The sequence below is a fragment of the Siphonobacter sp. BAB-5385 genome, from assembly GCF_002261125.1.
In the GTDB taxonomy this organism is placed as follows: Bacteria; Bacteroidota; Bacteroidia; order Cytophagales; family Spirosomataceae; genus Siphonobacter.
In genome coordinates this window covers 49,268-73,381 of sequence record NZ_NMPS01000058.1, presented here as the reverse complement: position 1 = coordinate 73,381, position 24,114 = coordinate 49,268, and the positions used below count along the sequence as shown (strand labels likewise).

The following is a 24,114-nucleotide window of genomic DNA, read 5'->3' as shown; positions in this document are numbered from 1 at the left end:
AACTAAAAAGTCCGTAGCGGATGCTACGGACAACTCGCCTCCCGGAGAGGTCGCTTTGAAAGCTTTTTTCTGAATTAGTACAAATAAAAAACCGGCCGAAAGTCTCAAGACTTTCGGCCGGTTCACGAAAACATCCGTTGTTGCAACGGCTGTTGTGACGCTCCTACTTACATCCGCTCCGGTACCGTGACGCCCAGCAGGTTCATAGACTTCCGAATCACTTCTGCGACGGACTTCGATAAAGCCACCCGGAATTGTTTCTTCTCCAGATTTTCTTCCGCAAAAATGGGTACTTCACTAAAGAACTGGCTGTACGTTTTGGCCAGATCGTACACATACTGGGCAATCAGAGCCGGACTGTACAGACTGGCCGCATCGTCCACCCGTTGCGGGAACTGGCTCAGCGTAAAGATCAGATCACGTTCACTCGATTGCAGGTCAATACCCTGTGGTGCGGTAGGCGTCAGTTGCAATTGATCGGCCTTGCGTAAGATCGAGCAGATCCGGGCGTGGTTGTACTGAATGTACGGACCCGTATTTCCCTGAAAATCTACACTTTCCTGCGGATTAAACAGCATCCGTTTTTTCGGATCAACTTTCAACAGGAAATATTTCAGGGCTCCCATCGCCAGTGTATGGTACAGCGACTGGGCTTCTTCTTCCGTAAAACCGTCGATTTTGCCCAGTTCTTTCGTCATGGCTTCGGCGGTTTCCTTCATTTCCTTCATCAAATCGTCGGCATCCACTACCGTACCCTCGCGGGACTTCATTTTTCCACTCGGCAGATCCACCATGCCGTAGCTCAGGTGGTAGAGTCCGGCCGCGTAGGGTCGTCCCAGTTTCTGCATGATCAGGAACAGTACTTTGAAGTGGTAATCCTGCTCGTTACCAACTACGTATACGGATTTCTGCATGGGGAAATCCTTGGCCTTCAAATCGGCCAGTCCCAAGTCCTGGGTGATGTATACCGAAGTACCGTTCGAACGCAGCACCAGCTTTTCATCCAACCCATCAGCCGTTAGGTCAATCCATACCGAGTTATCCGGACGGCGGTAGAATACCCCTTTTTCCAGCCCTTCCTCGATGATGTCTTTGCCCAGCAGGTACGTATCCGATTCGTAGTAAATCTTGTCGAAATTCACGCCCATTTTCTGGTACGTTTCGTCAAAACCGGCGTATACCCAGCTGTTCATCATTTCCCACAAGCCGATCGTAGCCGGATCGCCCTCTTCCCACTTCAGCAACATGGCTTCGGCCTGTTTCAGCAAGGGGGCTTCCTTCTCAGCCTTTTCCTTCTCCATCCCATCAGCTACGAGTTCTTCGATCTGAGCTTTGTAAGCCTTATCGAAAGCCACGTAATATTTACCAACCAGATGATCGCCTTTAATGTCGCTGGTGGCGGGTGTTTCGCCGTGACCAAACAACTGGTACGCCAGCATGGACTTACAGATGTGAATACCCCGGTTGTTTACCACGTTGGTTTTCATCACCTCATAGCCGCTCATTCTCAGGATTTCAGCGATGGAGTACCCCAGAAAGTTATTTCGCAGGTGCCCCAGGTGCAGGGGTTTATTCGTATTGGGTGACGAATATTCTACCATTACCTTTTCGCCCTTCGCGGGTAGCTGGCCGTAGTGCTCGTTGGCATGGATCGTACCAAAGAGTTCCAGCCATACCTGATCGGCAATGCTCAGGTTCAGAAACCCCTGTACAACGTTGAAGGCAGAAACCACTCCGCCCTGAGCCAGCACGTACTCGCCCAGTTTGGTACCGATTTCAACGGGACTTTTTTTCAGCTGCTTCGCGTAAGGAAAGCAAACGAAAGTATAGAAGCCTTCAAATTCTTTTTTGGTCGGTTGCAGCTGTAATTCCGCAGGAGCCACCTCCAGGTCAAACTCCTGCCGGAGAGCCGCGGCCAGACTGGCCTGTATTTGTTCGGTGAGATTCATAGTCAGTCAAAAACCCTGCAAAATTATACGAATTGCGGCACCGAGCTAATCCCAAGGTTGACAAAGTACAGGATTCATGCCTTCCCCTCCCGCTCAACTAACCATAAATCCCCCCTTACCCGCTGACGTTCTGGTTTTTATTAGCTAAGATTTTGCAGCTTCTCAAATCTTTTGTTTCGTCGTTTTTTTCAAAGATTAATACCTGATCAAGAATCAATTAATAAGTTTTATTGAGGAGAAATAAGCATCCCCTTTAGCTTTATCCATGAACGTTATAAACTGTTAAATAGTGTTAATTACATTCCTCAGTTAAGAACTGTTTATACCTTCACGGAAATCATATCAATCTACGCTTATGAAGTTTTATCTTTTACTCCTATCTCTTTTCTGTATTCATCTAACACCAGCTTCTGCTCAGCTCCCTGCCGGAACCAAACTCCGGGGAATACGACCAACGCTTACTACACAGAATGTATTTTTAAAAAATCCTTCAACTACCCATCATACTTCCGACATTTCGCTTGAATTAACGTATGGTAAATTTATTCGGGAAAATGTGGCTCATGGTTGGAGTATTACGCCAGGATTTGGTATTAATTCGGAAGTAACGAGTTGGCTACCACAATTGAAAATCAATTACTTTAATCGCCGTTATGTTCCAGTCACTTCTGGAATTTACGCGTTTGCAGAAGGTACGGTTGGCGTACAAAGCCAGTTGGGATTATCCTCAGGCAATTACTACAAAAACCCGTTTCTGCAATCCTACTCAGCTTTTGCAGCGTTGAACGCCGGACTCACTTATTTCTACAAAAATGACTGGGCTCTGGAAGCCGAAGCGAACCTGGGAACACTTTCGGTGAGTCACCTACGCAGCAAACCTGAATCTCAGTCTACCGCCGTTTCGCTGGAATCTTCTTTGTCTGCTCAGCTTTTTACCCTGGGGATTACCCGCTATATCGGCAGTGGCAATTCCAAATCTACAATCTTTGAAACAGACCATAATACGCCCTACACGGCAGGCCAACGCTATTGGGAAGGTCGCCTTAGTTCCAATTTTAATTTCATTAAGCCCTCCGCAATCAACTCTTCGAATAGTCAATCCATAAACATTGGTTTTTCGACGGCCCGGTTTGTTTCAGACAAACAAGCGAGAGGATTTGGTTTATCCGCTATTTTCTCCAATCTAAACGCTAAATCAGAGTTATATCCTCCATCTTCTATGAAATTTGGCGGAGCTACTGCGTTTATTTTCCGGGAACATTACCTTCCGTTAGGCAAAAAATTATCTTTAATTGGCAGTGTATATTTAACGGGTTTTTACACAATGAATCGGACTAAACATCTGGAGCAAAATACTACGGAACACTCCTTAGACATTAACCCATCGATCAGACCTGCCATTCAATATCAACTCACGGATCGATGGGCCGTTACGGCTCATATTGGTACATTGAGTATAGCCTCTGCCAACTTGACTTTGGATAAACAGAAAGATTACAGCAATGAACCCGTCAATCGTTTTCAAACGGGTCTTAGTTTTTCGCCTGCCTATACCATCGGCAACTCAGGTATTTCGTTCCGTTATTTTCCAGGTCGATAGTAACGTAAGAAAATTATAACTTTCTCCCTACCAGACCCGTTCTAGCCTAGAGCGGGTCTTTTGGCTTTCTAGGTCTTTTCTAGCGATAAACCTCTACTTTTGACAAGAGCCGGCTCACGATTTTTGCTGTCTTCCGAGCGTATCACTCGATAACTATCTATGAAACAACTTCTTACGGTAATCTTCTTCTGTTTATGCTCCGTTTCGCTATTTGCACAAACCACCCAGGGCAACCGCTTTATGAGTTTTACGGGCGATTTGAATTTGCGATTCGATAATACATCCTCCAGCTTAACGCCCGAAACCAAACGCCAGACGTACGGCCTTAACCTGCAGATGACCCGCGGGAAATTCACCCGTGACAACATCGCTCAGGGCTGGAGCATTGGTCTAGGGGCCACGCACGAACGCATCAATCAGATTGATTACGCCGAAACGACGCCTTCCCTATCTGCTCACTACGTATACCGTCGTTACATTGTTCCTTCCGAACGCGTCCGGCTCTTCGCTCAGGGAAAGGCCGGAGGTTTGTATTCACCTACGTTCAACGACGGTGAAACGACGCAAAACACTTTTTCAATCGGAGCTTCGCTGGATCTGGGCCTAACTTATTTCTACAAGAAAAACTGGGCCTGGGAAGCAACCGCCAGTCTGGCCAACGTGGGCGTATCGCACGCATCGGCCCGGGGTGAAAAAGTGTATACCGATGTGAAAGTCAATGGATCGCTCGGATTCAATACCTTCCGAATTGGGCTGGCTCACTATTTCGGGGAGACCTCCTCGCCCTTTGAGCCCGCTCCGCAACAGTCGCTGTACGAAGTAGGGCAAACGTATCTGGCGGGTGACCTTTCGGTACAACAGGTATCGGCTCGTTCGAATACCACCAACCTTGGAATCGGATTTGCGGCCGGAAAATTTGTAACGCCCCGCCGATTACTGGGAATTAGCGTGAGCGGTTCCTACGGTACAGGTGTCGATCAGGGGAATGCGGACTATACCAATTGGGGAGCCAGTGTACGTCCCTACGCGGAACAGTACTGGCCCGTAGCGGGCAAGTGGACGGTATTGCTGGATGGGGGGATAGCCCTGGGATACGTTCAGATGAAGACCGAACTCAACTCCGTACAATCCAACACCCAGACGACTTATTACGCCAAACCCACCTTCCGCCCCGGCATTCAGTATCAGCTTACACAACGCTGGGCCCTGGCTGCTTTGGTTGGGGTTTTGGATCTGAACGGCTTCACGGCTACGCAGCAGGAAGTAACTACGGGGAATACGGTTTCAAAGAGCACGATTTATGCCTTTACGATCGATCCTTTGTATCAGATCAGTAACTCATCCCTATCCTTACGGTATTTTCCCGGACGATAATGGTTGTCGGGCAAGGGTATAAAAAAGGCGGTGGAATAAGATCCCACCGCCTTTTCCTGTTTTAGGATTTGCTTAAACGCCCAGATTCGTCCGGAACAGTTTAATGGCGATAGCTAGTAGAATAACCCCGAATATTTTCTCCAGGATGCCGGTACCCGTGGCTCCAATCTTCTTTTCAATCCAGGTAGAAGATTTCAGTACCAGGAAAATCAGCCCAAGGTTGACAAAAATCCCCACCAGAATATTGATCTCGGCGTACTGGGCTTTGAGCGAAAGAATGGTGGTCATGGTACCCGCCCCGGCAATGATGGGAAAGGCCAGCGGTACAATGGATGCCGCTCGGGGTTGAACGTCGGTGCTTTTAAAAATGCTTCGTCCCAGCGTCATTTCCAGACCGATCAGAAAAATGATCAGGGCACCCGCGACGGCAAAGGACTGCACATCCACGCCAAAAAGATTCAGAATGGATTTTCCGATGTACAGAAAAGCAATCATGATTCCACCCGAAACCATAGTTGTGGTAGCCGCGTGAATGTCGCCAATTTTCTTCCGTATATCCAGAATAATAGGGATGGCTCCCAGAATGTCGATGACCGAAAATAAAACTAAGGTTACTGATAAAACTTCCTTAAAGTTGAAATGCATACATCAGATGGTTTCGGTGTTAGAATCGGTACTAGGCTTCGGTTAGAAAGGCCCGTAGAGTCGTAAAATCAGTATTGCTGATGGCCGGAAAATTGGCAATACGGAAGGTCGTTTCTTTCCAGTCGCCGTAGCCGTTTCCCAGCGTAATCTGCCGGGCTTTGGCGGCCTGCTTGATCTGTTCAATCTGCGGAATTGTTCCCGTAATCGCCAGGACGGTGTCCGAACGTACTGCAGCGTTAGCGACGAGCAGTTGCCAAGAAGTTTCTTTTTCGAAAAAGGTGGCCAGACTCTGAGCCCGTTGCTGCAAGGCAGCCGCTACGGTCTGAATGGGAGGCACCTGTTCGAGTACCCGTTTGAGCAGGTAGATATTCAGTACATTTGGCGTATAATGCGTTTGAAATTTCCGCACATTTTCGTCGATAAACAAGAGGCTGTTGTAATGATTTCGCTCGTTGATTGTCCGGGCCCGCTCCACAGCCCGGGGTCCGTAGACGAGCAGACCCATGCCCGCTGGCAACCCGAAGCATTTTTGTACGGAAGCAAACCATACGTCGGCCGCAGTCCAGTCGAACGCGACACCCGCCATGGATGACGTCGCATCAACGGCCAGCAGGGCATTCGGTACCGCTTCCCGGATTTTCCGCAGGGTGCTGTTCGTCACCTGCGTACCGTTAGACGTTTCATTCTGCGTCAGACAAATGGTTTCTGCCTCAGTCGTCAGTGAAAGTACTTCATTCAAACCAAAAGGCTGATGGACTACGTTCAGACCTAACTTCTGCGTGTACTCGGCCCACTTCTGCCCAAAGGCTCCATTGTACGCGTGCAGCGATTGCCGGGTCGTGAGGGATTGAGCAATGATTTCCCAGCATTCCGTGGCGGAGGATACGAACGCAATAGCGTAGTCCGCAGGAATATCCAGCTTTTCGTGCAAAAGTTGATAGGTCTCTCTGACCAGTTCCATGGCTGCTCCACTACGGTGATTCACGCTCAGAATGCCGGAATCAAAGGCATCCTGTAGATACTGAGCCACTTGTGGATAGACTTGGGAAGGACCCGGATAAAAGGAAATCATGGCAACCGACAATTGAAGTGAATAGAATCAATTACAGAAACGACCGCAACGCCAGCTCGTAGCCTTTTAGTCCGAAACCAACGATGATACCAGCCGCTTTCGGACTGATAAAACTGTGATGCCGGAAAGCTTCGCGGGCGTGGACGTTGGAAATATGCACTTCAATGACGGGGGTCGTAATGCCCGAAATGGCGTCAGCAATGGCTACACTGGTATGCGTGTAGGCTCCAGCGTTGAGCACGATGCCGTCGTACGAAAAACCGACTTCGTGTAGTTTATCCAGAATGGCCCCTTCGTGATTGGACTGAAAATACGCCAGATCCAGTTCCGGGAAAAGAGCGGGGAGCGTTTCAAAGTACGTTTCGAAGGTCTGGGAGCCGTATACTTCGGGTTCGCGACGTCCGAGTAAATTCAGATTAGGTCCGTTAAGAATCAGGATGCGTTTCAAGGAAGAATGAAGTTTAAAGATGTAACGGGAATCGTTTAGGTCTACAGGTGGTCATCGCCTGAATCGCAAGTTCTTTACCCACGACGACGGAAACCGCCCTTCGGTGGTGTATCTTTCAGAAAAATACTATCCATACGCGGAGATCTGATTCGGATCATCCGCCGATTTATCAGTACGCAATGCAGTGGCAAAGCTATCTTAAAAACTTTAAATCTTACCTGACGCTCGAACGTTCGCTCTCCGAAAACTCGGTGGAAGCCTATTTACACGACGCCGAAAAACTGGTGCAGTACCTGTCGCTCTCCGGACAGGACAAACTGCCGCCGGGTTCCATTACGGATGCTCATCTGCTCGATTTTCTGTATTACCTGGGTGAATTAGGCATTGCCTCTACCTCACAGGCCCGGATGTTATCGGGACTCAAGGCTTTTTTCCGCTTTCTGTTGCTGGAGCAGGTCATCCCTACCGACCCGGCTTCGCTCATTGAGTCGCCGAAGTTGGGTCGTAAACTGCCCGATACCCTGAGTTTCCCCGAAGTGGAAGCCCTGCTGGCGGCCATCGACCTGTCGACACCCGAAGGTACCCGAAACCGGGCCATTCTGGAGATTCTGTACGGGTGTGGCCTACGCGTTTCGGAATTGATCGCTTTGAAAGTCAGTGAATTGTACTTCGACATTGGCTTCATTCGCGTTTTTGGTAAGGGAGGCAAAACCCGCCTGATTCCCGTGGGTCGTGATGCCATCAAGTACACGCAGATTTATCTGGACGAAATACGCCGTCACCAGAATATTCAAAAGGGTTCGGAGGATATTGTATTCCTGAATCGCCGGGGTAAGTATTTAACCCGAATCATGGTTTTTATTATTATCAAAGACCTGGCGGCTAAAATTGGTCTGCAAAAGAATATCTCTCCGCACACCTTCCGCCATAGTTTTGCTACGCACTTGATTGAAGGCGGAGCCGACTTGCGGGCAGTACAGGAAATGCTCGGGCATGAATCCATCACGACGACCGAAATCTATACGCACCTGGATCGGGATTATCTCAAAACGGTCATTACGGAATATCACCCTCGGGGCCGTTGAGGCGGCGATTTTTTAGGCTTTCCCGTATAAAAATGTAGAACGGAAGTCGTATCTTAACTGTTAAATAAACGAGAGCAAACGGGCGTACTTTTTCCCCGACACTTATCCACTCTATCAATTTCTGAATGGCATTTCCGACCCTAAACGATTTACTTAGTCAAACTGAAAGCTCCACGCTTGAATTCAAACGCACGATTGAGGCTCCCGGCCGTATCGCTAAAACCCTGGCCGCTTTTGCCAATACAGCAGGTGGCTGGCTAGTAATCGGAATCGATGATGATCGCACGGTCAAAGGCGTTGATTCGGAGAAAGACGTCGTACAAAAATTGGAAGCTGCCTCTGATTTGTTTGTCCAGCCGGGCGTACTGGTACGTTACCAAATGGTACAGCACGACGAACGCCTGGTGCTGATCGCCCGCGTGGATGAAAGCGAAGACAAGCCTCATCAGGCCAAAGATCCGCAGGGACAGTGGCAGGTGTATGTACGAGCCCGCGATAAATCCGTACCGGCCAGCAAACAGATGGAGAAATGGTTACAGGAAACGCACGACATTTCGCCGGAGTTACTACAACAACACAATGTGAAACGACTGCTGGCCCACCTGAAAAAGAACGAGCAGATTGCCGCCAAGCAATTTGCCCAACTCGTCAATATCTCGGAATACCGGGCCGATAAACTATTACAACAACTTACCCGCGAAGGCTTACTGCTGGTACTGGATAAACAACATCCGAAGACGTATACCATTCGCAAATAGATGCCAGTTGCGACGACTTCTTGAAAAACAATGAGTTTATGCGTTAAGGATCAAAACTTTATGAAAATACAAAAAGCGGGTACGAACGTGTTTCGTACCCGCTTTTATGTTTTCATCCTAGTTAAGCTGAATTATTTCATGCTTTCACTAATCTGTTTGATATGGTTCAGGTGCTGCTGAATGACGCCCGACGTTTTCGTAGCAAATTCTTTCAGCTCGGCATCTTTTCCTTCAGTAGCCTGCGTATTAAATAACGATTGATCTTTATCGTGATCGTCTTTCATCAGTTCTACGTATTTCTTGTCGAAGTCTTTACCCGAAAGTTTTTTCAGATCATTATAATGCTTCTGATGGTCTTCATCCATCGTTGCGGGTAAGGTGATGCCTTTGGCTGAAGCCAGTGACATCAGTTCTTCGTTTGCTTTACCGTGATCTTTGATCATCATCGCGGCAAATTCTTTTACTTTAGCGTTACTGGCTTTCTGCTCGGCCAGTTTAGCCACTTCTACTTCGTACATACCACCACCGGCGGCTTTCATCGCAAATTGAGCGTCTTTTTCGTCAACCGTTTGCAGGCTGTCGTTCATTTCTTTTGCTTGATCAGTCGCTGCTTCTGCGTGCTCTTCTGAAGCCTTATCTGATTTCGATTCATTACAAGCCTGGAATGCCAGTGCACTAGCCGCCAGCATACATAACATAGTTACCTTTTTCATAGTCGTGTAGCAATTTTTGAGGAAGTTTCCTCCGGTTGATTGTTTGAATGCTTAAAAACTTCTAAAAATCTTGTACCCGACTTGGGATAATACAAACAAAAGACCCTTAGTTACTAAACAAACTAGAATCAAGAGGAATTTTTTCCGCACTTTCTTAGCAGGCTCTTTTCAGTGTATAAAAAATAATGCAGCCTTTCCCCAAAATATTTTTGGGGAAAGGCTGCATGAATAGAGCAATTAGCTAGTTGCGGGGTGGTTTGCCTCCGGTCAGTAAGCCTTGCATCCGCTCTAACGTTTTACGTTCGCCACAAAGACTCAGGAACGCTTCCCGTTCCAAATCCAGCAGGTACTGTTCCGTCACCAGTTGCGGATAACTCAGGTCGCCTCCACAGATAACGTAGGCCAGCTTTTGAGCAATCTTTTTGTCGTGGTCGGAGATGAAATTGGCCAATCGCATCTGAGCGATACCTGCTTCAAAAAGGGCAATTCCCGCCCGGCCCTGTACTTTGATGTCACTGCGTTGCGGAGCCTGCGTATAGCCGGCATTCGCTAATTCCAAAGCGGCTTCTTTGGCTTCGGCGATCAATCGCGAACGGTTGAGTACAATCTGATCACCCGGCCGCAGGTAATTCATTTCCAACGCTTCCTGAGCGGAGGTAGATACTTTCGCCGTAGCGATGTTCATGAATGCGTTCTGAAGAATATTGAGTTCAGGATCGCCCGACTGGTATAAATCCGAACAGCGGAGGGCCATTTCCTTGGTACCGCCACCCGCTGGAATCACGCCAACGCCTACTTCTACCAGTCCCATATACGTTTCAGCTGCGGCTACTACGCGGTCGGCATGGAGGTTGATTTCGCAACCACCACCCAGGGCCAGCGTATGCGGAGCCACTACGACCGGCACGGAGGAGTACCGTACCCGCATCATGGCTTTCTGGAACTGGGCAATCATCAGGTTGACTTCGTCCCATTCCTGCTGAATACTATACATGAAAAGCATGGCCAGGTTCGCCCCCGCGGAAAAAGCCTCGTGCGAGTCGTTCCCAATCACCAGGCCCTGATAGCCCTGTTCAGCCAGTGAAATCGCCTTTGACAGGGCTTCGATTACGTGAGGACCAAACGTATTCATCTTCGAACGGGCTTCCAGACCCAGAATGCCATCGCCCAGATCGAAAATGGTCGCTTCCGGATTACTCCATACTTCCTGGCTACCCCGTAAGTTATTCAGGATAATAAAACCTTCTTGTCCCGGAATAACCTGATACTTTTGACTAGATAAGTCGTAATAATAACGGCGACCCTTTTCAATTGTATAAAACTGCGTATGCCCGGCATCCCGAATGGCATACACCCAGTCGGCCGGTTTTTGCCCCTGACTTTCGATCAGCTCAATGCCTTTCGCCAGTCCAATCGCGTCCCAAGTCTCAAACAGGCCCAGTTGCCAGCCAAAACCGGCTTTTATTGCCTCGTCAATTTTATAAAGTTCGTCAGCAATTTCGGGAATCCGATACGTGACGTAACGAAACGTATCGGCGAAGGTCGTCCGGTAAAAATCACCGGCTTTACTGGTATCGGCCAGAGCGGCGGGAAAGCGTTCGGCCAGCGTAGGAAGCTTCTTGAGCGTATCAATGATGCCCAACTTGATTTTCTGCGAAGGCTGATACTCGAACGTTTTCAGATCTAGAGCGAGAATAACCGATTTCCCCTGCTCATCTTTGATTTTTTTATAGAAACCCTGACCCGTCTTATCGCCCAGCCACTTATTTTCCATCAGCTTCTGAATCGAATCGGGCAGTAGAAAGGCTTCTCTCGATTCGTCTTCCGTAAGTGTCTGGTACAAATTAGTGGCGACGTGAACGGTCGTATCCAATCCCACGACATCAGATAAGCGGAAGGTACCGGACTTCGGACGACCGATAATATCCGCCGTTAGTTTGTCCACTTCTTCGATATTCAAGCCCAGTTTTTCCGTCGCCCGAATACTCTGGATGAGGGCATAAATTCCGACACGGTTGGCAATAAAGGCGGGGGTATCCTTGGCGAGAACGGTCGTTTTCCCCAGGTACAAATCGCCGTAATGCATCAGGAAATCAATTACTTCCGGGTCCGTTTCGGGCGTGGGAATGATTTCGAGGAGTTTGAGATAGCGGGGTGGATTGAAAAAGTGCGTACCGCAGAAATTCTTCCGGAAATCGTCACTCCGCCCTTCGGCCATCAGGTGAATGGGAATACCCGAGGTGTTGGAAGTAACCAGGGTACCGGGCTTACGCAAGGTATCTACTTTCTCGAAAATGCTTTTTTTGACATCCAGGCGTTCGACTACTACTTCAATCACCCAGTCGTACTCTTTGATTTTAACAAAATCATCCTCGAAGTTTCCCAGCGTAATGCGGCTGGCGAAGGTCTTGCTATAGAGTGGGGCCGGATTGGCTTTGAGTGTATTTTGGAACGCTTCGCTAACCAGTCGGTTTCGAACGACTTTGGAATCGAGGGTAAGGCCTTTGGCTGCTTCAGCCGCAGTAATTTCTTTGGGTACGATGTCGAGTAGAAGCACCTGACAACCCACATTAGCAAAGTGGCAGGCAATACGGGAACCCATAATACCTGAACCCAGTACGGCAACTTTTTTTATCGAACGATTCATGGTCTGAGGTAAGTGATTAGGTTTTTAGCAGATGAATCAGCGTTTCTTCCGATTGATCCAGCGGAGTACATCGCGTAATCGTCGTACAGTTGACTGCTGACCGAGGACGTGTTCCATATCCGAAAGTTCAATCTTGAGGGCTTCGATGGAAATGGTAATCTCGAAGACAGAAATCGCCAAGGCTCCCGCCTGTAAAAACAGGGCAATACCAAAAATCCAGCCCGCCGCTACCTGATATTCGAGATAAATAAAAATCATACATAAAATACTCAGGAACAGGCTACTAACACCTAGAAATTGCATATTCCGAATCAGTAAAACCCGGAACTGCAGCGAGCGAATCTGTTCGATGAGAATAATGTTATTCATGGACTTGGGATCCACGCGGTACTCGGCGTGCAAATCCCGAATGACTTTAGCCGTAGCGGTAAAACGATTCGTAAATCCGAGCAGCAGCAGCGATGCCGTTGAAAACAAAAGTGCTGGCGTGGATAAGGTTAATTCCATAAAACGGCTGAACGATCAGAATGAGTTAGAGTGTAGTATCGCCAAATACCTTGTTTTTGAGAGCTTCCGCCCGCATGCTGATATTTTCAGCGTCGACGACCCGCTGAATCTCCCGCATCACTTCAAAGAAAACCTGTAATTTCTCTTCGCCTACCCGCTGATGAATGGCTTCGTTGAACTCCAAAACCCCTTCGCGGGCAAAGTCCCGTTTTTTCTTCCCTTCTTCGGTCAGAAACACATTCACGACGCGTTTATCCTCGGCGTCGGTCTGGCGGTAAATCCAGCCCTTCTCCTCGAGCGTCTTTAGCATACGCGTCAACGAACGCGGTTCAAGGCCCAGGAGCGGAGCAATTTTGGTTGCGGGTGTACCATTTTTGTCTACGTTCAATAACACATACCCCACCGCCATACTCATATCCACTTTGGCAGCACTGGAATTGTACATCCGGCTGATTGCGTACCAGGCAGTCTTGATGTGGAAGTCTACGGTTTTTTCAGCTTTCATAACGTGCTCCGGTTTTCTTCAAAGTTGAAAAAAAGCATTTATTATGCAAGCATACGAAATTTCCTTTTGAGGATTTACAGCTTAAATAAGTAGCCCTTACGATTCAATTTTCATCGCGGCTTCCATTTTCAGACGGTCGAATTCTTTCTCATTATTGGCAATCCATACGGTCGCCACGCCATTCCCAATGATGTTTGTAATGGCCCGGGCTTCCGACATGAAGCGGTCAACGCCCAGCAACAGGGCCAGTCCTTCCACCGGAATTACCTTCACCGCCGTCAGCGTGGAGGCTAGCACGACAAAGCCACTCCCCGTAACGCCAGCGGCCCCTTTAGAAGTGACCATCAGAATACCAATGATGGTCAGAATCTGTTCCCAGCTCAGGTGTACATGAAAGACCTGAGCCAGAAAAATGGTCGCCATCGATAGATAAATCGTTGTACCGTCCAGGTTGAATGAGTAACCCGCCGGTACTACCAACCCTACGACGGGTTTGGAACAACCCATCCGTTCGAGTTTTTCCATGATGGAAGGCAGGGCTGCTTCGGAAGAAGACGTACCGAGTACGATGAGTAGTTCTTCTTTAATGTACTTGAGAAACTGCCAGATGCTGAGCTTGTAGGTACGCAGAATGAGGCCGAGTACGCCAAAGACGAAACAGGCCATCGTCAGGTACACCGTTAGCATCAGCTTACCCAAGGGCAAGAGGGTGTGAATTCCGTATTTGCTAATGGTATACGCCATCCCGCCAAAAGCCCCTACCGGAGCCAGCAGCATGACTTTGTGTAAACCCCAGAACACGTATTTGGAAACAAACGCCAGGGCTTTGACCACCCGTTCGCGACCCGAGTAATTACTGAGCAGAGATCCCAGTATCAACGCCACGAGTAATACCTGCAAGGTTACATTGTCGCCGAAAAACTTCCACCAGCTAAAATCGGTGGCAGTATTGGTGTATTTAGAGATATCACCGCCCTTCACCTGATTGGTTACAACCCCGTCGCCGGGTCGTAAGATCTGAGCCAGGCTACGCCGATAATGAGGGCGAAAGTGGTAACTACTTCGAAGTAAATCAGGGCTTTGGCTCCTACTTTACCGACTTTTTTCAAATCGCCCATGCTGATAATTCCCAGCGTAATGGTGATGAAAATAATAGGATTGATGAATAGTTTGACGGTACTGATAAAAATGCCGCTCAGGAATTCACTCACGGTACTGCCGATGCTAAGTTCCTGGCCCATAAAATGGCCTTTCAATGGTTCATCCAAAATGGGGTAAAGGGCAATCTCGGGGGCAAAGTGGCCGAGTAAAATACCTAAGGTAATGGCGGTTAGGACCCAGAAGGTTAAGTTGGTAAAAAGGCGTTTCATACTCAATAAATAAGGCTTAGGGCGAAAGATACCGAATAATTAGCCGTTAAAAGCCTTATAAAGCAAAAACCACAGCCCGAGAGCTGTGGTTTGAGATCAATGGTTCGAAAGATTCGATTCGATTACCACCAGGCTAATTCCAGACCCAGACCATATACGGTTAGGACTACGCCGGCTAACCATGCCAGGTAAGAGAGAATCCATAAGCCTGAGTTCCATACAACAGCGGCACCAATGATCGAAAGGATCAAGCACCAGCCAGAAGGATCACCCCGATACGGAGATACTTATTCCACTCAGAAAAAGGCTTATTACCTTTCGCCTGAGCTTTTTCAGCTTTAACAATCTGTTTGTTTACTTTCTTAACTACAAGTTTTTCAACCGCAGTTAATTTCTTTCCAGCCTGAGCTACCACGTTTACATGACCTTGTTCGTTTTTCTGAAACGAGATCTTGCTCATCAATTTCGCCGCTCTCTTGTTGACAACGACTGCCTTTTTCGTAGAAGCTACGGCTACCGGTGCTTCCGCTACGGGAGCTTTTTCTTCAGCTACGGCATCCATCAGCGAAGGCTGAGCTACGACTGGTGCCTGAGCAACAGAAGCGGGTAACTGAGCAATTGCAGGAGCTTGAGCTACGTGCTCAACGGCAGGTGCAGTAGGCTTCTGGAACGTCGTGTACTGGGTACGCTGGCAAGAAGTAAGGGAAAGTGCCATCAGCCGACGGCAGACGCAAGTAAATGAAACTTTTTCATCTGAAATAAATTTTTAGGTTGAACTCCATGGCATAATTAGAGATTTCTCCCTGTTTTTCCAATGGTGACCGCAAAATTATTAATTAAATCTATTTCTGTCAACCCCATCCAACACGCTTTACGTCCGTTCAAGCCCTGAAATCATACAAAAAGCGGATTTCTGATTCAGAAACCCGCTTTTCGCAATTATATAGTATCCCTAGAATTAAGTACTAACCCGATCAGACTTCCATGGCTAACTTAAATTCTGACGTCAGGTGGAATTTAATATCCGGATTATTCTGAATGTTCATCCGCAGCATCCATTCCGACTCGGCCAGGAACACCGGGTGTTCATCCTTATCGTAGCCAATCTGCGGACCTTTCAGTCGAATATACTCCTGCAACTTCAACGGATTCTCGCTCGTAATCCAGCAAGCCTTTGAAATCGGCATGTTATCGAAGCGGCACTTGGCCCCATATTCGTGCTCCAGACGATACTGAATCACCTCAAACTGGAGTTCTCCTACGGTTCCTACTACCTTCCGGTTACCGGGCTGAATCAGGAACAACTGGGCGACCCCCTCGTCCGTCAGCTGCTGAATGCCTTTTTCGAGCTGCTTGGATTTCAGCGGATCCATGTTGATGAGTTCCTTGAAAATTTCCGGTGAAAAACTTGGAATACCCTGGAAGAATAAATCCTCGCCTTCGGTGAGCGTATCCCCGATTTTAAAGTTTCCGGTATCGTACAAACCTACTACATCCCCCGGAAAGGCTTCGTCGATGACGTCTTTCGACTGGGCCATGAAGTTGTACGGATTCGAGAACCGTACGCCTTTGTCCAGCCGTACGTGGTGATAAAATTTATTCCGCTCGAAAGTACCCGAACATACGCGAAGGAAGGCAATCCGGTCGCGGTGCTTGGGGTCGAGGTTGGCGTGAATCTTAAATACGAATCCACTGAATTTTTTCTCGGTGGGCTCGATGATGCGTACGTCCGTCTGGCGTTCCTGCGTGGCCGGAGCAATTTCGCAGAACGTATCCAGCAATTCCTGTACCCCGAAGTTATTGACCGCCGATCCGAAGAATACGGGAGCCACTTCCGCCCGCAGGTACGCATCGCGGTCGAAGGTATCGTATACGCCTTCGATGAGCTCCACATCTTCCCGCAGTTGATTGGCATCCCGCTCGCCTACCTGTTCGTCGAGCTGGGGCGAACTCAGATTATCAATCGCTACAATATCCCGTTCGATCCGGGTTTTGTTTACGCTAAACAGGTTCAGCGATTTATCGTACAGATTATACACCCCTTTGAAATTCTGACCAATGTTAATCGGCCAGGTTAGCGGGCGTACTTTAATCAATAGTTTTTGTTCCAGTTCGTCGAGCAAATCAAAGGGATTCTGTCCTTCCCGGTCCATTTTATTGACGAAAATGATCACGGGTGTATTCCGCATGCGGCATACTTCCATCAACCGTTCCGTCTGCTCCTCGACGCCCTTTACGCAGTCAATCACCAGAATTACCGAGTCTACGGCCGTTAGGGTACGGTAGGTATCTTCAGCAAAGTCTTTGTGACCCGGCGTATCGAGAATGTTAATTTTCAGTCCTTCGTATTCAAACGTCATGACTGACGTAGCCACCGAAATCCCCCGCTGCTTTTCAATTTCCATGAAATCGGAGGTGGCTGTTTTCTTAATTTTATTGGACTTCACCGCCCCTGCCGTCTGGATGGCCCCTCCGAACAGCAGCAGCTTTTCGGTCAGGGTCGTTTTCCCGGCATCGGGGTGAGAGATGATGCCAAACGTACGGCGTTTGGCAATTTCTTGTTCGATGGTGCTCATAATCAAAATATCGACTCCGCTACGGGAAAAATTAAAACGAATTTTCTTTCCTGCGGTCTACGTTTCCCTGGTTTTGGAAACGGAAAACGGCTCTTGCTGAGCCGTTCTACAAAATTAGCCAATTTCCCGCGTTTATTCGCGATTCTGCCGCTTTCCCCACGATTTTATCCAACGGCCACTCTGTTTCTTCCATAAATATCGTAGGTTTGGATACATTGCTATCTACTTCCTCAATGACTAAACTACTTTATCTGGTTCGCCACGCCGAAGCCGAACAGCCCGCAGGTACATCTTACGATTTTCAGCGTTCGTTGACGCCCCAGGGTTTGATTGATGCCGCTCGCATGGGCCGCCTACTGAACGAAAAACCTATTCAACTCGACGTTCTTATCAGTAGTCCATCGGAGCGTACGCGAATGACGGCTCAGGTACTGGCTGAACAGTTGGGTTTTGATTTTGCAAAAACACAGTTCATCGAAGATTTATACGAAGGAGCCCCGCGATACTATCTGGCGGCTATCAATGCCATTCCGGAAACGGTTCATTCGGCTGTAATTGTTGGGCATAATCCTTCCATTACGTATTTATCGGAGTATCTCTGTCATGAAATTCTGGGTACGGTGCCTCCCTGCGGTGTAGTAGCCATTGCTTTCGAGCAGCTGAATTGGGCGGAAGTTTCCAGTCGTACGGGTCGCCTGCTCTTTTACGATTCACCGGAAAAACTGGCGGGATTTGATATTTCGTAAGGGTATAAAAGCACCGGGTCTGACCTGATTGGCCAGACCCGGTTGTTTCGGTTAAGGGAATAGTAGTTTCTTGTATGGCCTAAATCTATACGTTTCTTTGCGAAAAAGCGTAACAGCCGTCAAAATTTTTATAAACGATTCCTTGCCGAAACGTTCATTTTTTAATTCAGCGAACAGTGTTCTGGCATTTGTCGTACCTTTGCCGGGCTATGAGTCGTCAGAAAAAAATATTCTTCCTTGGCTTTCTGGTTTTCACCCTGATTGTCATTCTGCTTACCATCGACATGGCCCGCCGGACCACCGCTCCCTGGAATCGTAAGAAAGGAATCGACCGCGTCCTGCCCATTACGCCGGATAGTACCAAATCGTAAATTACTCCGCCCTTCGCCGTTCTTGGTGTTTAGCGTAGCGTCACCAATAATCTGTTTGCGGGTATCTCCCCCATTGGTTCATCGCTAGTACCAACAATCGCAGCCGCGTTCTATACCCCTACCAATAAAAACGGAGCTAACCATACGTCAACTCCGTTTCGCTCAGGTAAATTGCATAAATCTTACCAGATTTTTGCCCGAATGTCATCCGGACGGTACATCTTATCACCGGGTTTCACACCGAAGGCTTCGTAGAAGGGTTCGAAGTTCGACAACGGACCGTTCGTACGGAATTCACCGGGTGAGTGCGGGTCCGTATTTACGCGAAGACGCAGGGCTTCATCGCGGGTTTTCGTACGCCAGATTTGGGCAAAGGCCAGGAAGAAACGCTGATCGGGCGTGAAACCGTCAATTTTCTCGTTGGACTTGCCTTGTTTCGTATACGTTTTGAACGCCGCGTACGATACCGACAGACCACCCAGATCAGCCAGGTTTTCACCTAGCGTCAACTGACCTTTTACGTGCAGATTGTCGAGTACGGTATAACCATCAAACTGGTCGATTACCAACTGAGCCCGTTGCTTGAACTGGTCGGCATCTTCCTTCTTCCACCAGTTTTTCAGCATGCCCATGTAGTTGTACTGACGGCCCTGATCGTCGAAACCGTGCGTCATTTCGTGACCAATAACGGCTCCGATGGCTCCGTAGTTAAAGGCATCATCCGCATTGGGGTCGAAGAAGGGCCATTGCAGAATACCCGCCGGGAAGGCGATTTCGTTACGTACGGGGCTGTAGTAAGCATTTACGGTGGGCGGCGTCATGCCCCATTCCGTTTTATCAACGGGTTTACCCAGTCGATTGATCATTTCGTCGTACCGCCACTTGCTCAGGGCTTTCAGGTTTCCGAAGTAATCATCGCGTTTCACTACTACCCCATCGTAGTTTTTCCACTTCGTCGGATACCCGATTTTCGGGGTGAAGGAATGTAACTTCTTCAGGGCTTCCTGCTTGGTTTCTTCCGTCATCCACTCCAGGCCTTTGATGCGGGTTTCGAATACCTTTTGCAGGTTTGCAACCAGCTCGTCCATGCGTTTCTTGGATTCGGGCTTGAAGTATTTCGCGACGTATAGTTGTCCCAGTAAGTCGCCCAGCATCCCGTCGGTCTGGCTTGACAGACGCTTCCAGCGGTCCTGCTGTACTTTTTGTCCGTTCAGCGTCTTGCCTACGTATTCAAAATTGGCGTTTACGAAAGGGCTGCTCAGGTTCGCCGATGCTCCGCTTATGACCGAAAACTTCATCTTTGCCTTCAGCGTTTCGATGTTTTCGTTGGGCAGCATGGTATTCAGGTATTCGTAGTATTTGGGTTGACCGACGATGATCGTATCGGTTTTCATCCGCAGCGTCGTCAATAAGGCACTCAGATCCAGGTTGGGAACTTTTGCTGCGAAATCCTTCGTCGCGAATTTGTTGTACTGAGCGATGGGATTCCGCATCTCGATCCGGCCCAGGTGCGAAGTGGCAATTTTCGTTTCCAGAGCCAGAATAGCTTCAGCCAGCTTCTGAGCCTGAGCGGCTTCCGTACCCGTCAGCGTAAAGAGTGTGCTGATGTATTTTTTGTAAGCTTCGCGGACTTTCTGAGTCGCGGCGTCGTCCTTCGTATAGTAATCTTTTTCGGGAAGGCCCGTACCCGTTTGCCGCATACTGACAATGTACGCATCGGGGTTTTTCGCATCCGCTCCTACGCCAATGCCCAGGAACGTTCCGCCCCCTTCCAGCGGGTGAGCCGCCGAGTACGCCAGCAGTGATTTGTAATCCTTGATCCGGTCAATCTCGGCCAAAATGGGCTTGATGGGCTCGTAACCGCGTTTTTCGATGGCTACCGTATCCATGCCGGATGCATAAAAATCGCCTACACGTTGCTCGATACTGCCTTTCTTGGCCTTGCTTTTCGCCGCCACTTCGAGAATTTCGTGAATGTGACGGTTGTTTTCATCCCGTAGAATATTAAATGAACCCCAACCCGTCTCCGAAGCTGGAATTTCCGTATTCTTCAGCCAGGCTCCGTTTGCGTACAGGAAGAAATCTTCGCGGGGACTCACCGACAGGTCCATGCCTGACAAGTCCAGTCCCTTTCGTTTGGGATCGTCACTGGGTTTGCCTACGAAGGCGGCTGTACTCAAAGCCACCAGCCCTAGTACCAGAGCGTTGTATTTTTTCATATGTGTTGATAAAATGTGGTAATCAAATTTTCAAATTTCGCACATTTTCAGGGATTAATAAGGCTTTTGCGACTATTTGGAGAATTTTATCTACCTGAACTTTCCTTTCGGTTTCCTGCTTTATGGGGATTGTGCATTCTGCTGTTACTAGCTACGAAGCAGTGAAAATTCCATCAGTCCGGGTTTATTTTCAATGGATGTAGCGAGCAATTAATCCGTATCTTTGAAACACTTCTGCGAGCAAATCCCTATTTACCATTTCATCATGGCACAAACGAAACTGACCGTCAACGGCAAAGCCTATACGATTGACGTAGACCCTGAGATGCCCCTACTCTGGGCCATCCGGGATGTAGTGGGTCTGAAAGGCACCAAATTTGGCTGTGGCATGGCTCAGTGCGGAGCCTGTACGGTTCACCTCAATGGTTCACCCATCCGTTCCTGCTCCACACCGGTATCGGTCGTGAAAGGACAGAAAATTACGACTATCGAAGGCATCGGCACGCCCGATCATCTGCACGTCGTACAACAAGCCTGGATCGACGAACAGGTGACGCAGTGCGGTTACTGCCAGTCAGGGCAAATCATGAGTGCAGTAGCCCTGCTGAAAGAAAAGCCCAAGCCTACCGACGAGGACATTGACCTGTACATGCAGGGAAACATTTGCCGCTGCGGAACCTACCAGCGGGTTCGGAAAGCGATTCATCGGGCGGCGGATTCCATTCAGGAAGCCAAGCCCGCCGCTGCGAAAAAGACGGCAAGTCTGGATCGTTAATGTTCCTTTTTCCCCGGTTTGGTTTTACTCTTTATGCCTCAGGCAATGAAAACATCCAACATCAATCGCCGGAATTTCCTCAAAACGAGTGGCTCCGCCGGAGCTTTGCTCGCCCTGGGTTTTTCGATTCCGGCTCAGTCGGAAGACGTCGTTCTTCATAAAATTCCCCAGACTACGCTCGGTCTGGAATTCAGCCCCTATATCCTCATTGACGATACGGGAAAGATTACCTTACTCAACCCACGGCCCGACATGGGACAGGGTACATACCAGTCGCTGCCCGCTTTGATTGCGGAAGAACTGGAAGTATCACTTGATCAGATTCATATCAGCCAGACCAACGGTCAGGGCAAATACGGCTCTCAGCTTTCGGGCGGTAGTTCTTCCGTTCGTACCCGCTGGATGCCCCTGCGGAAAGCCGGTGCGGCGGTGAAGGAAATGCTCGTACAGGCCGCAGCCAACAAATGGCAGGTACCCGTCAGCGAGTGTTACGCCCAGGAAGCGAAGGTTTATCACAAGCCTTCGGGAAAATCTTTTACTTACGCTGAACTCGTGAGTGATGCTTCCCAACTGCCCGTACCAAAAGACCCCAAACTGAAAGATCCCAAGGATTTCAAGTTACTCGGCAAGAACATTCCTAAGCCCGATGTACCGCTGAAAGTAACGGGTCAGGCACAGTTTGGTATTGACGTAGAAGTACCCGGCATGTTGTACGCCAGCATCGAACGCTGTCCGGCCATTCATGGCAAAGTGGCTTCATTTGATACCACGGCGACGATGAAAGTACCCGGCGTGAAAAAAGTACTGAAAGCCGAACGGGCGATGCCCCATACTACCGTTGAAACCGTAGCGGTACTGGCCACGAACTACTGGGCAGCGGTACAGGGACGGAAAAAACTGAAGGTCAAGTGGGCACCAGTAAACGAGGCGGCTTTATCGACGGAAAAGTTCTCGGCTCAAATGCACGAGCTGGCTAAGAAAGACGGCAGCGATTTCGCGGGCAATACGGGCGATTTTGCCAAAGCCTACGGTGAAGCGTCCAAGAAAGTTCAGGCCACGTACGAAACGCCCTTTGCCGCTCACGCCGCGATGGAACCCGTCAACGCAACGGCTTGGTTTAAGGGCGATTCGGTGGAAATCTGGGCTCCCGTACAGGGTCCCGACGGTACCATTGGCGAAGTGGCTCAGTACCTGGGCCTTAAACCCGAACAGGTGAAAGTCAACGTGACGTTTCTGGGCGGAGCTTTTGGCCGGAAAGCGTATCTGGACTTCGTAAAAGAAGCTGTGTTTTTATCCAAACAGGTCAACGCTCCCGTGAAGCTCATCTGGACGCGGGAAGATGATATGAGTCAGGGTCCGTACCGTCCCGCCATGTTGAGTGTACTCGAAGGGGGTATCGACGAGAAAGGCAACGTGACGGCTTTTCACCATAAAATCATTTCGGAATCAATTCAGAAGCAGGTGTTCAAAGCCGACCTGAAGGGTAAAGCCGACGGCTGGGCTGAAGAAGGCATCGGTCCGAAGGACAGTCCGCTTCAAATTCCGAATATTCGCCGTAGCTACCACAATGCGAGTACCGACCTGCCCATCCTCTGGTGGCGTTCAGTGTATGCTTCGACGAACGTATTTGGTCACGAATCCTTCGTGGACGAGCTGGCTCACGCGGCGGGCAAAGATCCGCTGGATTTGCGACTGGAGTTACTGAAAGATTCCCCCCGTTTTGTGAAAGTACTGGAAACGGCGGCGGAAAAATCCGGTTATCGCGAAAAGCTACCCGCCGGAAAAGCTCGCGGACTGGCTATTGCCCGTTCGTTCAGTACCATCTGTGCTCACGTATTTACGGTAGCGAAAACGGCGGATGGCGTGAAGATCGAAAAAGTAGTATCGGTGATTGACTGCGGGATGACCGTAAACCCCGATAACATCAAAGCTCAGACTGAAAGTAACATCATCTACGGTCTGACGGCGGCGATCAAAAGCCCGATTACCTTCGCCAACGGAGCCGTGGAACAAACGAACTTCCATAATTATCCGGTGCTACGTATTAATGAAACGCCGGTCATGGAAGTCCACATCATCGACAATCAGGAAGCTCCCGGTGGCGTGGGCGAACCGGGTCTACCCCCCATCGCTCCGGCTCTGGCCAATGCCCTGTTTAACCTGACGGGGAAACGGCAACGGAAGTATCCGCTGGAATTGGTGTAATCAAGTAATTGAAAAAACGGGTCTTAGTACCCGTTTTTTCTAGCTGAATCCCATTTTTCAAACGCTCATTCGAGATAAAGGTCTCGAAGAGCGTTTTTTTATTGAATCAAGTTTAGCAGATTTATTAGAGCATCTAGCAAGAAAAATACCTGACACAATTGATCCTTTACACGTTAGCTAAAACAGTTATGATGAAAGCCATTGTCCTGAAAAAGTTGGGAGGCGTTGAAAATTTTACGCTGGCAGAACTAGAAAAGCCCTCCCCAGGTGCGGGCGAGGTTCTGATTCGTATTCGAGCGACGGCCTTCAATCCCATTGATTATCAAATGAGACAGGGAGGTACTGAAAGTAAACTGTTAAAATCAAGCATTCTCGGTAGAGAATTGTCTGGTGAAATTGTACAGATGGGTGAAGACGTGACCGACTTTACCGTAGGTGATCAAGCGACTGCTACGTAGGCAGTCTGGCTTCCAATGGTACCTACGCCGAATACATCAGCGTTCCGCGTGAGCTTATTGCCAAAAACCCTGAACGGCTAACGTTTGAAGA

General features: G+C 48.8%; 20 protein-coding genes and 1 pseudogene. 9 read left to right on the top strand and 12 right to left on the bottom strand.

Features of this window, described 5'->3' with window-relative positions:
- Positions 1-167 precede the first annotated feature (167 nt).
- Positions 168-1,949 carry an arginine--tRNA ligase gene (gene argS / locus BWI93_RS05765; protein ID WP_094809191.1) on the bottom strand — a complete coding sequence of 594 codons (1,782 nt, stop codon included), beginning with the start codon at positions 1,947-1,949 and terminating at the stop codon, positions 168-170.
- 355 nt (positions 1,950-2,304) lie between these two features.
- Between argS and BWI93_RS05760 the strand changes: the two genes are divergently transcribed.
- The gene (locus BWI93_RS05760; RefSeq protein ID WP_094809190.1) at positions 2,305-3,549 is read left to right on the top strand and encodes a hypothetical protein; all 1,245 of its coding nucleotides are present in this window, start codon (positions 2,305-2,307) and stop codon (positions 3,547-3,549) included.
- 159 nt (positions 3,550-3,708) lie between these two features.
- Positions 3,709-4,923: a hypothetical protein gene (locus tag BWI93_RS05755; RefSeq protein ID WP_141217366.1), complete on the top strand. Its 1,215-nt coding sequence runs from the start codon at positions 3,709-3,711 to the stop codon at positions 4,921-4,923.
- A 72-nt stretch (positions 4,924-4,995) separates the two neighbouring features.
- On the opposite strand, the gene BWI93_RS05750 is transcribed toward BWI93_RS05755, so the two are convergent.
- Genes BWI93_RS05750 through aroQ form a run of 3 tightly spaced genes read right to left on the bottom strand, consistent with a single transcriptional unit; the run spans position 4,996 to position 7,088 of the window.
- Positions 4,996-5,568: a MarC family protein gene (locus tag BWI93_RS05750; protein WP_094809188.1), complete on the bottom strand. Its 573-nt coding sequence runs from the start codon at positions 5,566-5,568 to the stop codon at positions 4,996-4,998.
- A 31-nt stretch (positions 5,569-5,599) separates the two neighbouring features.
- Positions 5,600-6,640 (bottom strand): aminotransferase class V-fold PLP-dependent enzyme, encoded by a 1,041-nt coding sequence (locus tag BWI93_RS05745; protein ID WP_094809187.1) that lies wholly within the window; start codon positions 6,638-6,640, stop codon positions 5,600-5,602.
- A 31-nt stretch (positions 6,641-6,671) separates the two neighbouring features.
- Entirely contained in the window at positions 6,672-7,088 is a 417-nt protein-coding gene (gene aroQ, locus BWI93_RS05740; RefSeq protein ID WP_094809186.1) for a type II 3-dehydroquinate dehydratase, read from the bottom strand.
- A 179-nt stretch (positions 7,089-7,267) separates the two neighbouring features.
- Here aroQ and xerD point away from each other — a divergent pair, with 179 nt between their 5' ends.
- Together xerD and BWI93_RS05730 are read left to right on the top strand one after the other, a co-directional pair.
- Entirely contained in the window at positions 7,268-8,173 is a 906-nt protein-coding gene (gene xerD, locus BWI93_RS05735) for a site-specific tyrosine recombinase XerD (RefSeq protein ID WP_094809185.1), read from the top strand.
- A 125-nt stretch (positions 8,174-8,298) separates the two neighbouring features.
- Positions 8,299-8,931, top strand: a complete 633-nt coding sequence (locus tag BWI93_RS05730) for an RNA-binding domain-containing protein (protein WP_094809184.1) — start codon at positions 8,299-8,301, stop codon at positions 8,929-8,931.
- 131 nt (positions 8,932-9,062) lie between these two features.
- Here BWI93_RS05730 and BWI93_RS05725 read toward each other — a convergent pair whose 3' ends face one another.
- From BWI93_RS05725 to BWI93_RS05695, 7 genes and pseudogenes are all read right to left on the bottom strand, one after another.
- Positions 9,063-9,644, bottom strand: coding sequence for a DUF4142 domain-containing protein (locus BWI93_RS05725; protein ID WP_094809183.1), 582 nt, complete (start codon positions 9,642-9,644; stop codon positions 9,063-9,065).
- 241 nt (positions 9,645-9,885) lie between these two features.
- A complete protein-coding gene (locus tag BWI93_RS05720; RefSeq protein WP_094809182.1) occupies positions 9,886-12,291 on the bottom strand; it encodes a 3-hydroxyacyl-CoA dehydrogenase/enoyl-CoA hydratase family protein in 2,406 nt (801 codons plus the stop codon).
- 36 nt (positions 12,292-12,327) lie between these two features.
- Positions 12,328-12,798 carry a DUF2721 domain-containing protein gene (locus BWI93_RS05715; RefSeq protein WP_094809181.1) on the bottom strand — a complete coding sequence of 157 codons (471 nt, stop codon included), beginning with the start codon at positions 12,796-12,798 and terminating at the stop codon, positions 12,328-12,330.
- A 25-nt stretch (positions 12,799-12,823) separates the two neighbouring features.
- Positions 12,824-13,303 (bottom strand): MarR family winged helix-turn-helix transcriptional regulator, encoded by a 480-nt coding sequence (locus tag BWI93_RS05710; protein ID WP_094809180.1) that lies wholly within the window; start codon positions 13,301-13,303, stop codon positions 12,824-12,826.
- Between the two features lie 96 nt (positions 13,304-13,399).
- A pseudogene (locus tag BWI93_RS05705) lies at positions 13,400-14,673 on the bottom strand (cation:dicarboxylase symporter family transporter).
- 247 nt (positions 14,674-14,920) lie between these two features.
- Entirely contained in the window at positions 14,921-15,388 is a 468-nt protein-coding gene (locus BWI93_RS05700) for a hypothetical protein (protein WP_094809179.1), read from the bottom strand.
- Between the two features lie 259 nt (positions 15,389-15,647).
- Positions 15,648-17,249 (bottom strand): peptide chain release factor 3, encoded by a 1,602-nt coding sequence (locus BWI93_RS05695; RefSeq protein WP_176454141.1) that lies wholly within the window; start codon positions 17,247-17,249, stop codon positions 15,648-15,650.
- A gap of 233 nt (positions 17,250-17,482) precedes the next feature.
- Between BWI93_RS05695 and BWI93_RS05690 the strand changes: the two genes are divergently transcribed.
- Together BWI93_RS05690 and BWI93_RS27670 are read left to right on the top strand one after the other, a co-directional pair.
- Entirely contained in the window at positions 17,483-17,995 is a 513-nt protein-coding gene (locus BWI93_RS05690; protein ID WP_094809178.1) for a histidine phosphatase family protein, read from the top strand.
- Between the two features lie 209 nt (positions 17,996-18,204).
- Positions 18,205-18,366, top strand: coding sequence for a hypothetical protein (locus BWI93_RS27670; RefSeq protein WP_165795930.1), 162 nt, complete (start codon positions 18,205-18,207; stop codon positions 18,364-18,366).
- Positions 18,367-18,548: 182 nt separating this feature from the next.
- Here BWI93_RS27670 and BWI93_RS05685 read toward each other — a convergent pair whose 3' ends face one another.
- Positions 18,549-20,585 carry a M13 family metallopeptidase gene (locus BWI93_RS05685; RefSeq protein WP_094809177.1) on the bottom strand — a complete coding sequence of 679 codons (2,037 nt, stop codon included), beginning with the start codon at positions 20,583-20,585 and terminating at the stop codon, positions 18,549-18,551.
- A gap of 265 nt (positions 20,586-20,850) precedes the next feature.
- On the opposite strand from BWI93_RS05685, the gene BWI93_RS05680 reads away from it, so the two are divergent.
- The 3 genes from BWI93_RS05680 to BWI93_RS05670 all read left to right on the top strand — a co-directional run bounded on the left by BWI93_RS05680 (position 20,851) and on the right by BWI93_RS05670 (position 24,023).
- Positions 20,851-21,360, top strand: coding sequence for a (2Fe-2S)-binding protein (locus BWI93_RS05680; protein WP_094809176.1), 510 nt, complete (start codon positions 20,851-20,853; stop codon positions 21,358-21,360).
- Between the two features lie 45 nt (positions 21,361-21,405).
- Positions 21,406-23,565, top strand: a complete 2,160-nt coding sequence (locus BWI93_RS05675) for a molybdopterin cofactor-binding domain-containing protein (protein WP_094809195.1) — start codon at positions 21,406-21,408, stop codon at positions 23,563-23,565.
- Between the two features lie 188 nt (positions 23,566-23,753).
- The gene (locus BWI93_RS05670) at positions 23,754-24,023 is read left to right on the top strand and encodes an alcohol dehydrogenase catalytic domain-containing protein (RefSeq protein ID WP_094809175.1); all 270 of its coding nucleotides are present in this window, start codon (positions 23,754-23,756) and stop codon (positions 24,021-24,023) included.
- Positions 24,024-24,114: the final 91 nt, after the last annotated feature.

Bases quoted from the DNA above. Each gene is read 5' to 3' on its own strand.
- BWI93_RS05730 (WP_094809184.1), top strand. From the start codon at position 8,299: ATGGCATTTCCGACCCTAAACGATTTACTTAGTCAAACTGAAAGCTCC.
- BWI93_RS05715 (WP_094809181.1), bottom strand. From the start codon at position 12,798: ATGGAATTAACCTTATCCACGCCAGCACTTTTGTTTTCAACGGCATCG.
- BWI93_RS05760 (WP_094809190.1), top strand. From the start codon at position 2,305: ATGAAGTTTTATCTTTTACTCCTATCTCTTTTCTGTATTCATCTAACA.
- BWI93_RS05675 (WP_094809195.1), top strand. From the start codon at position 21,406: ATGAAAACATCCAACATCAATCGCCGGAATTTCCTCAAAACGAGTGGC.
- BWI93_RS27670 (WP_165795930.1), top strand. From the start codon at position 18,205: ATGAGTCGTCAGAAAAAAATATTCTTCCTTGGCTTTCTGGTTTTCACC.
- argS (WP_094809191.1), bottom strand. From the start codon at position 1,949: ATGAATCTCACCGAACAAATACAGGCCAGTCTGGCCGCGGCTCTCCGG.
- BWI93_RS05700 (WP_094809179.1), bottom strand. From the start codon at position 15,388: ATGGCACTTTCCCTTACTTCTTGCCAGCGTACCCAGTACACGACGTTC.
- BWI93_RS05695 (WP_176454141.1), bottom strand. From the start codon at position 17,249: ATGAGCACCATCGAACAAGAAATTGCCAAACGCCGTACGTTTGGCATC.
- BWI93_RS05750 (WP_094809188.1), bottom strand. From the start codon at position 5,568: ATGCATTTCAACTTTAAGGAAGTTTTATCAGTAACCTTAGTTTTATTT.
- BWI93_RS05710 (WP_094809180.1), bottom strand. From the start codon at position 13,303: ATGAAAGCTGAAAAAACCGTAGACTTCCACATCAAGACTGCCTGGTAC.
- BWI93_RS05720 (WP_094809182.1), bottom strand. From the start codon at position 12,291: ATGAATCGTTCGATAAAAAAAGTTGCCGTACTGGGTTCAGGTATTATG.
- BWI93_RS05755 (WP_141217366.1), top strand. From the start codon at position 3,709: ATGAAACAACTTCTTACGGTAATCTTCTTCTGTTTATGCTCCGTTTCG.
- BWI93_RS05690 (WP_094809178.1), top strand. From the start codon at position 17,483: ATGACTAAACTACTTTATCTGGTTCGCCACGCCGAAGCCGAACAGCCC.
- xerD (WP_094809185.1), top strand. From the start codon at position 7,268: ATGCAGTGGCAAAGCTATCTTAAAAACTTTAAATCTTACCTGACGCTC.
- BWI93_RS05745 (WP_094809187.1), bottom strand. From the start codon at position 6,640: ATGATTTCCTTTTATCCGGGTCCTTCCCAAGTCTATCCACAAGTGGCT.
- BWI93_RS05670 (WP_094809175.1), top strand. From the start codon at position 23,754: ATGATGAAAGCCATTGTCCTGAAAAAGTTGGGAGGCGTTGAAAATTTT.
- BWI93_RS05725 (WP_094809183.1), bottom strand. From the start codon at position 9,644: ATGAAAAAGGTAACTATGTTATGTATGCTGGCGGCTAGTGCACTGGCA.
- BWI93_RS05680 (WP_094809176.1), top strand. From the start codon at position 20,851: ATGGCACAAACGAAACTGACCGTCAACGGCAAAGCCTATACGATTGAC.
- BWI93_RS05685 (WP_094809177.1), bottom strand. From the start codon at position 20,585: ATGAAAAAATACAACGCTCTGGTACTAGGGCTGGTGGCTTTGAGTACA.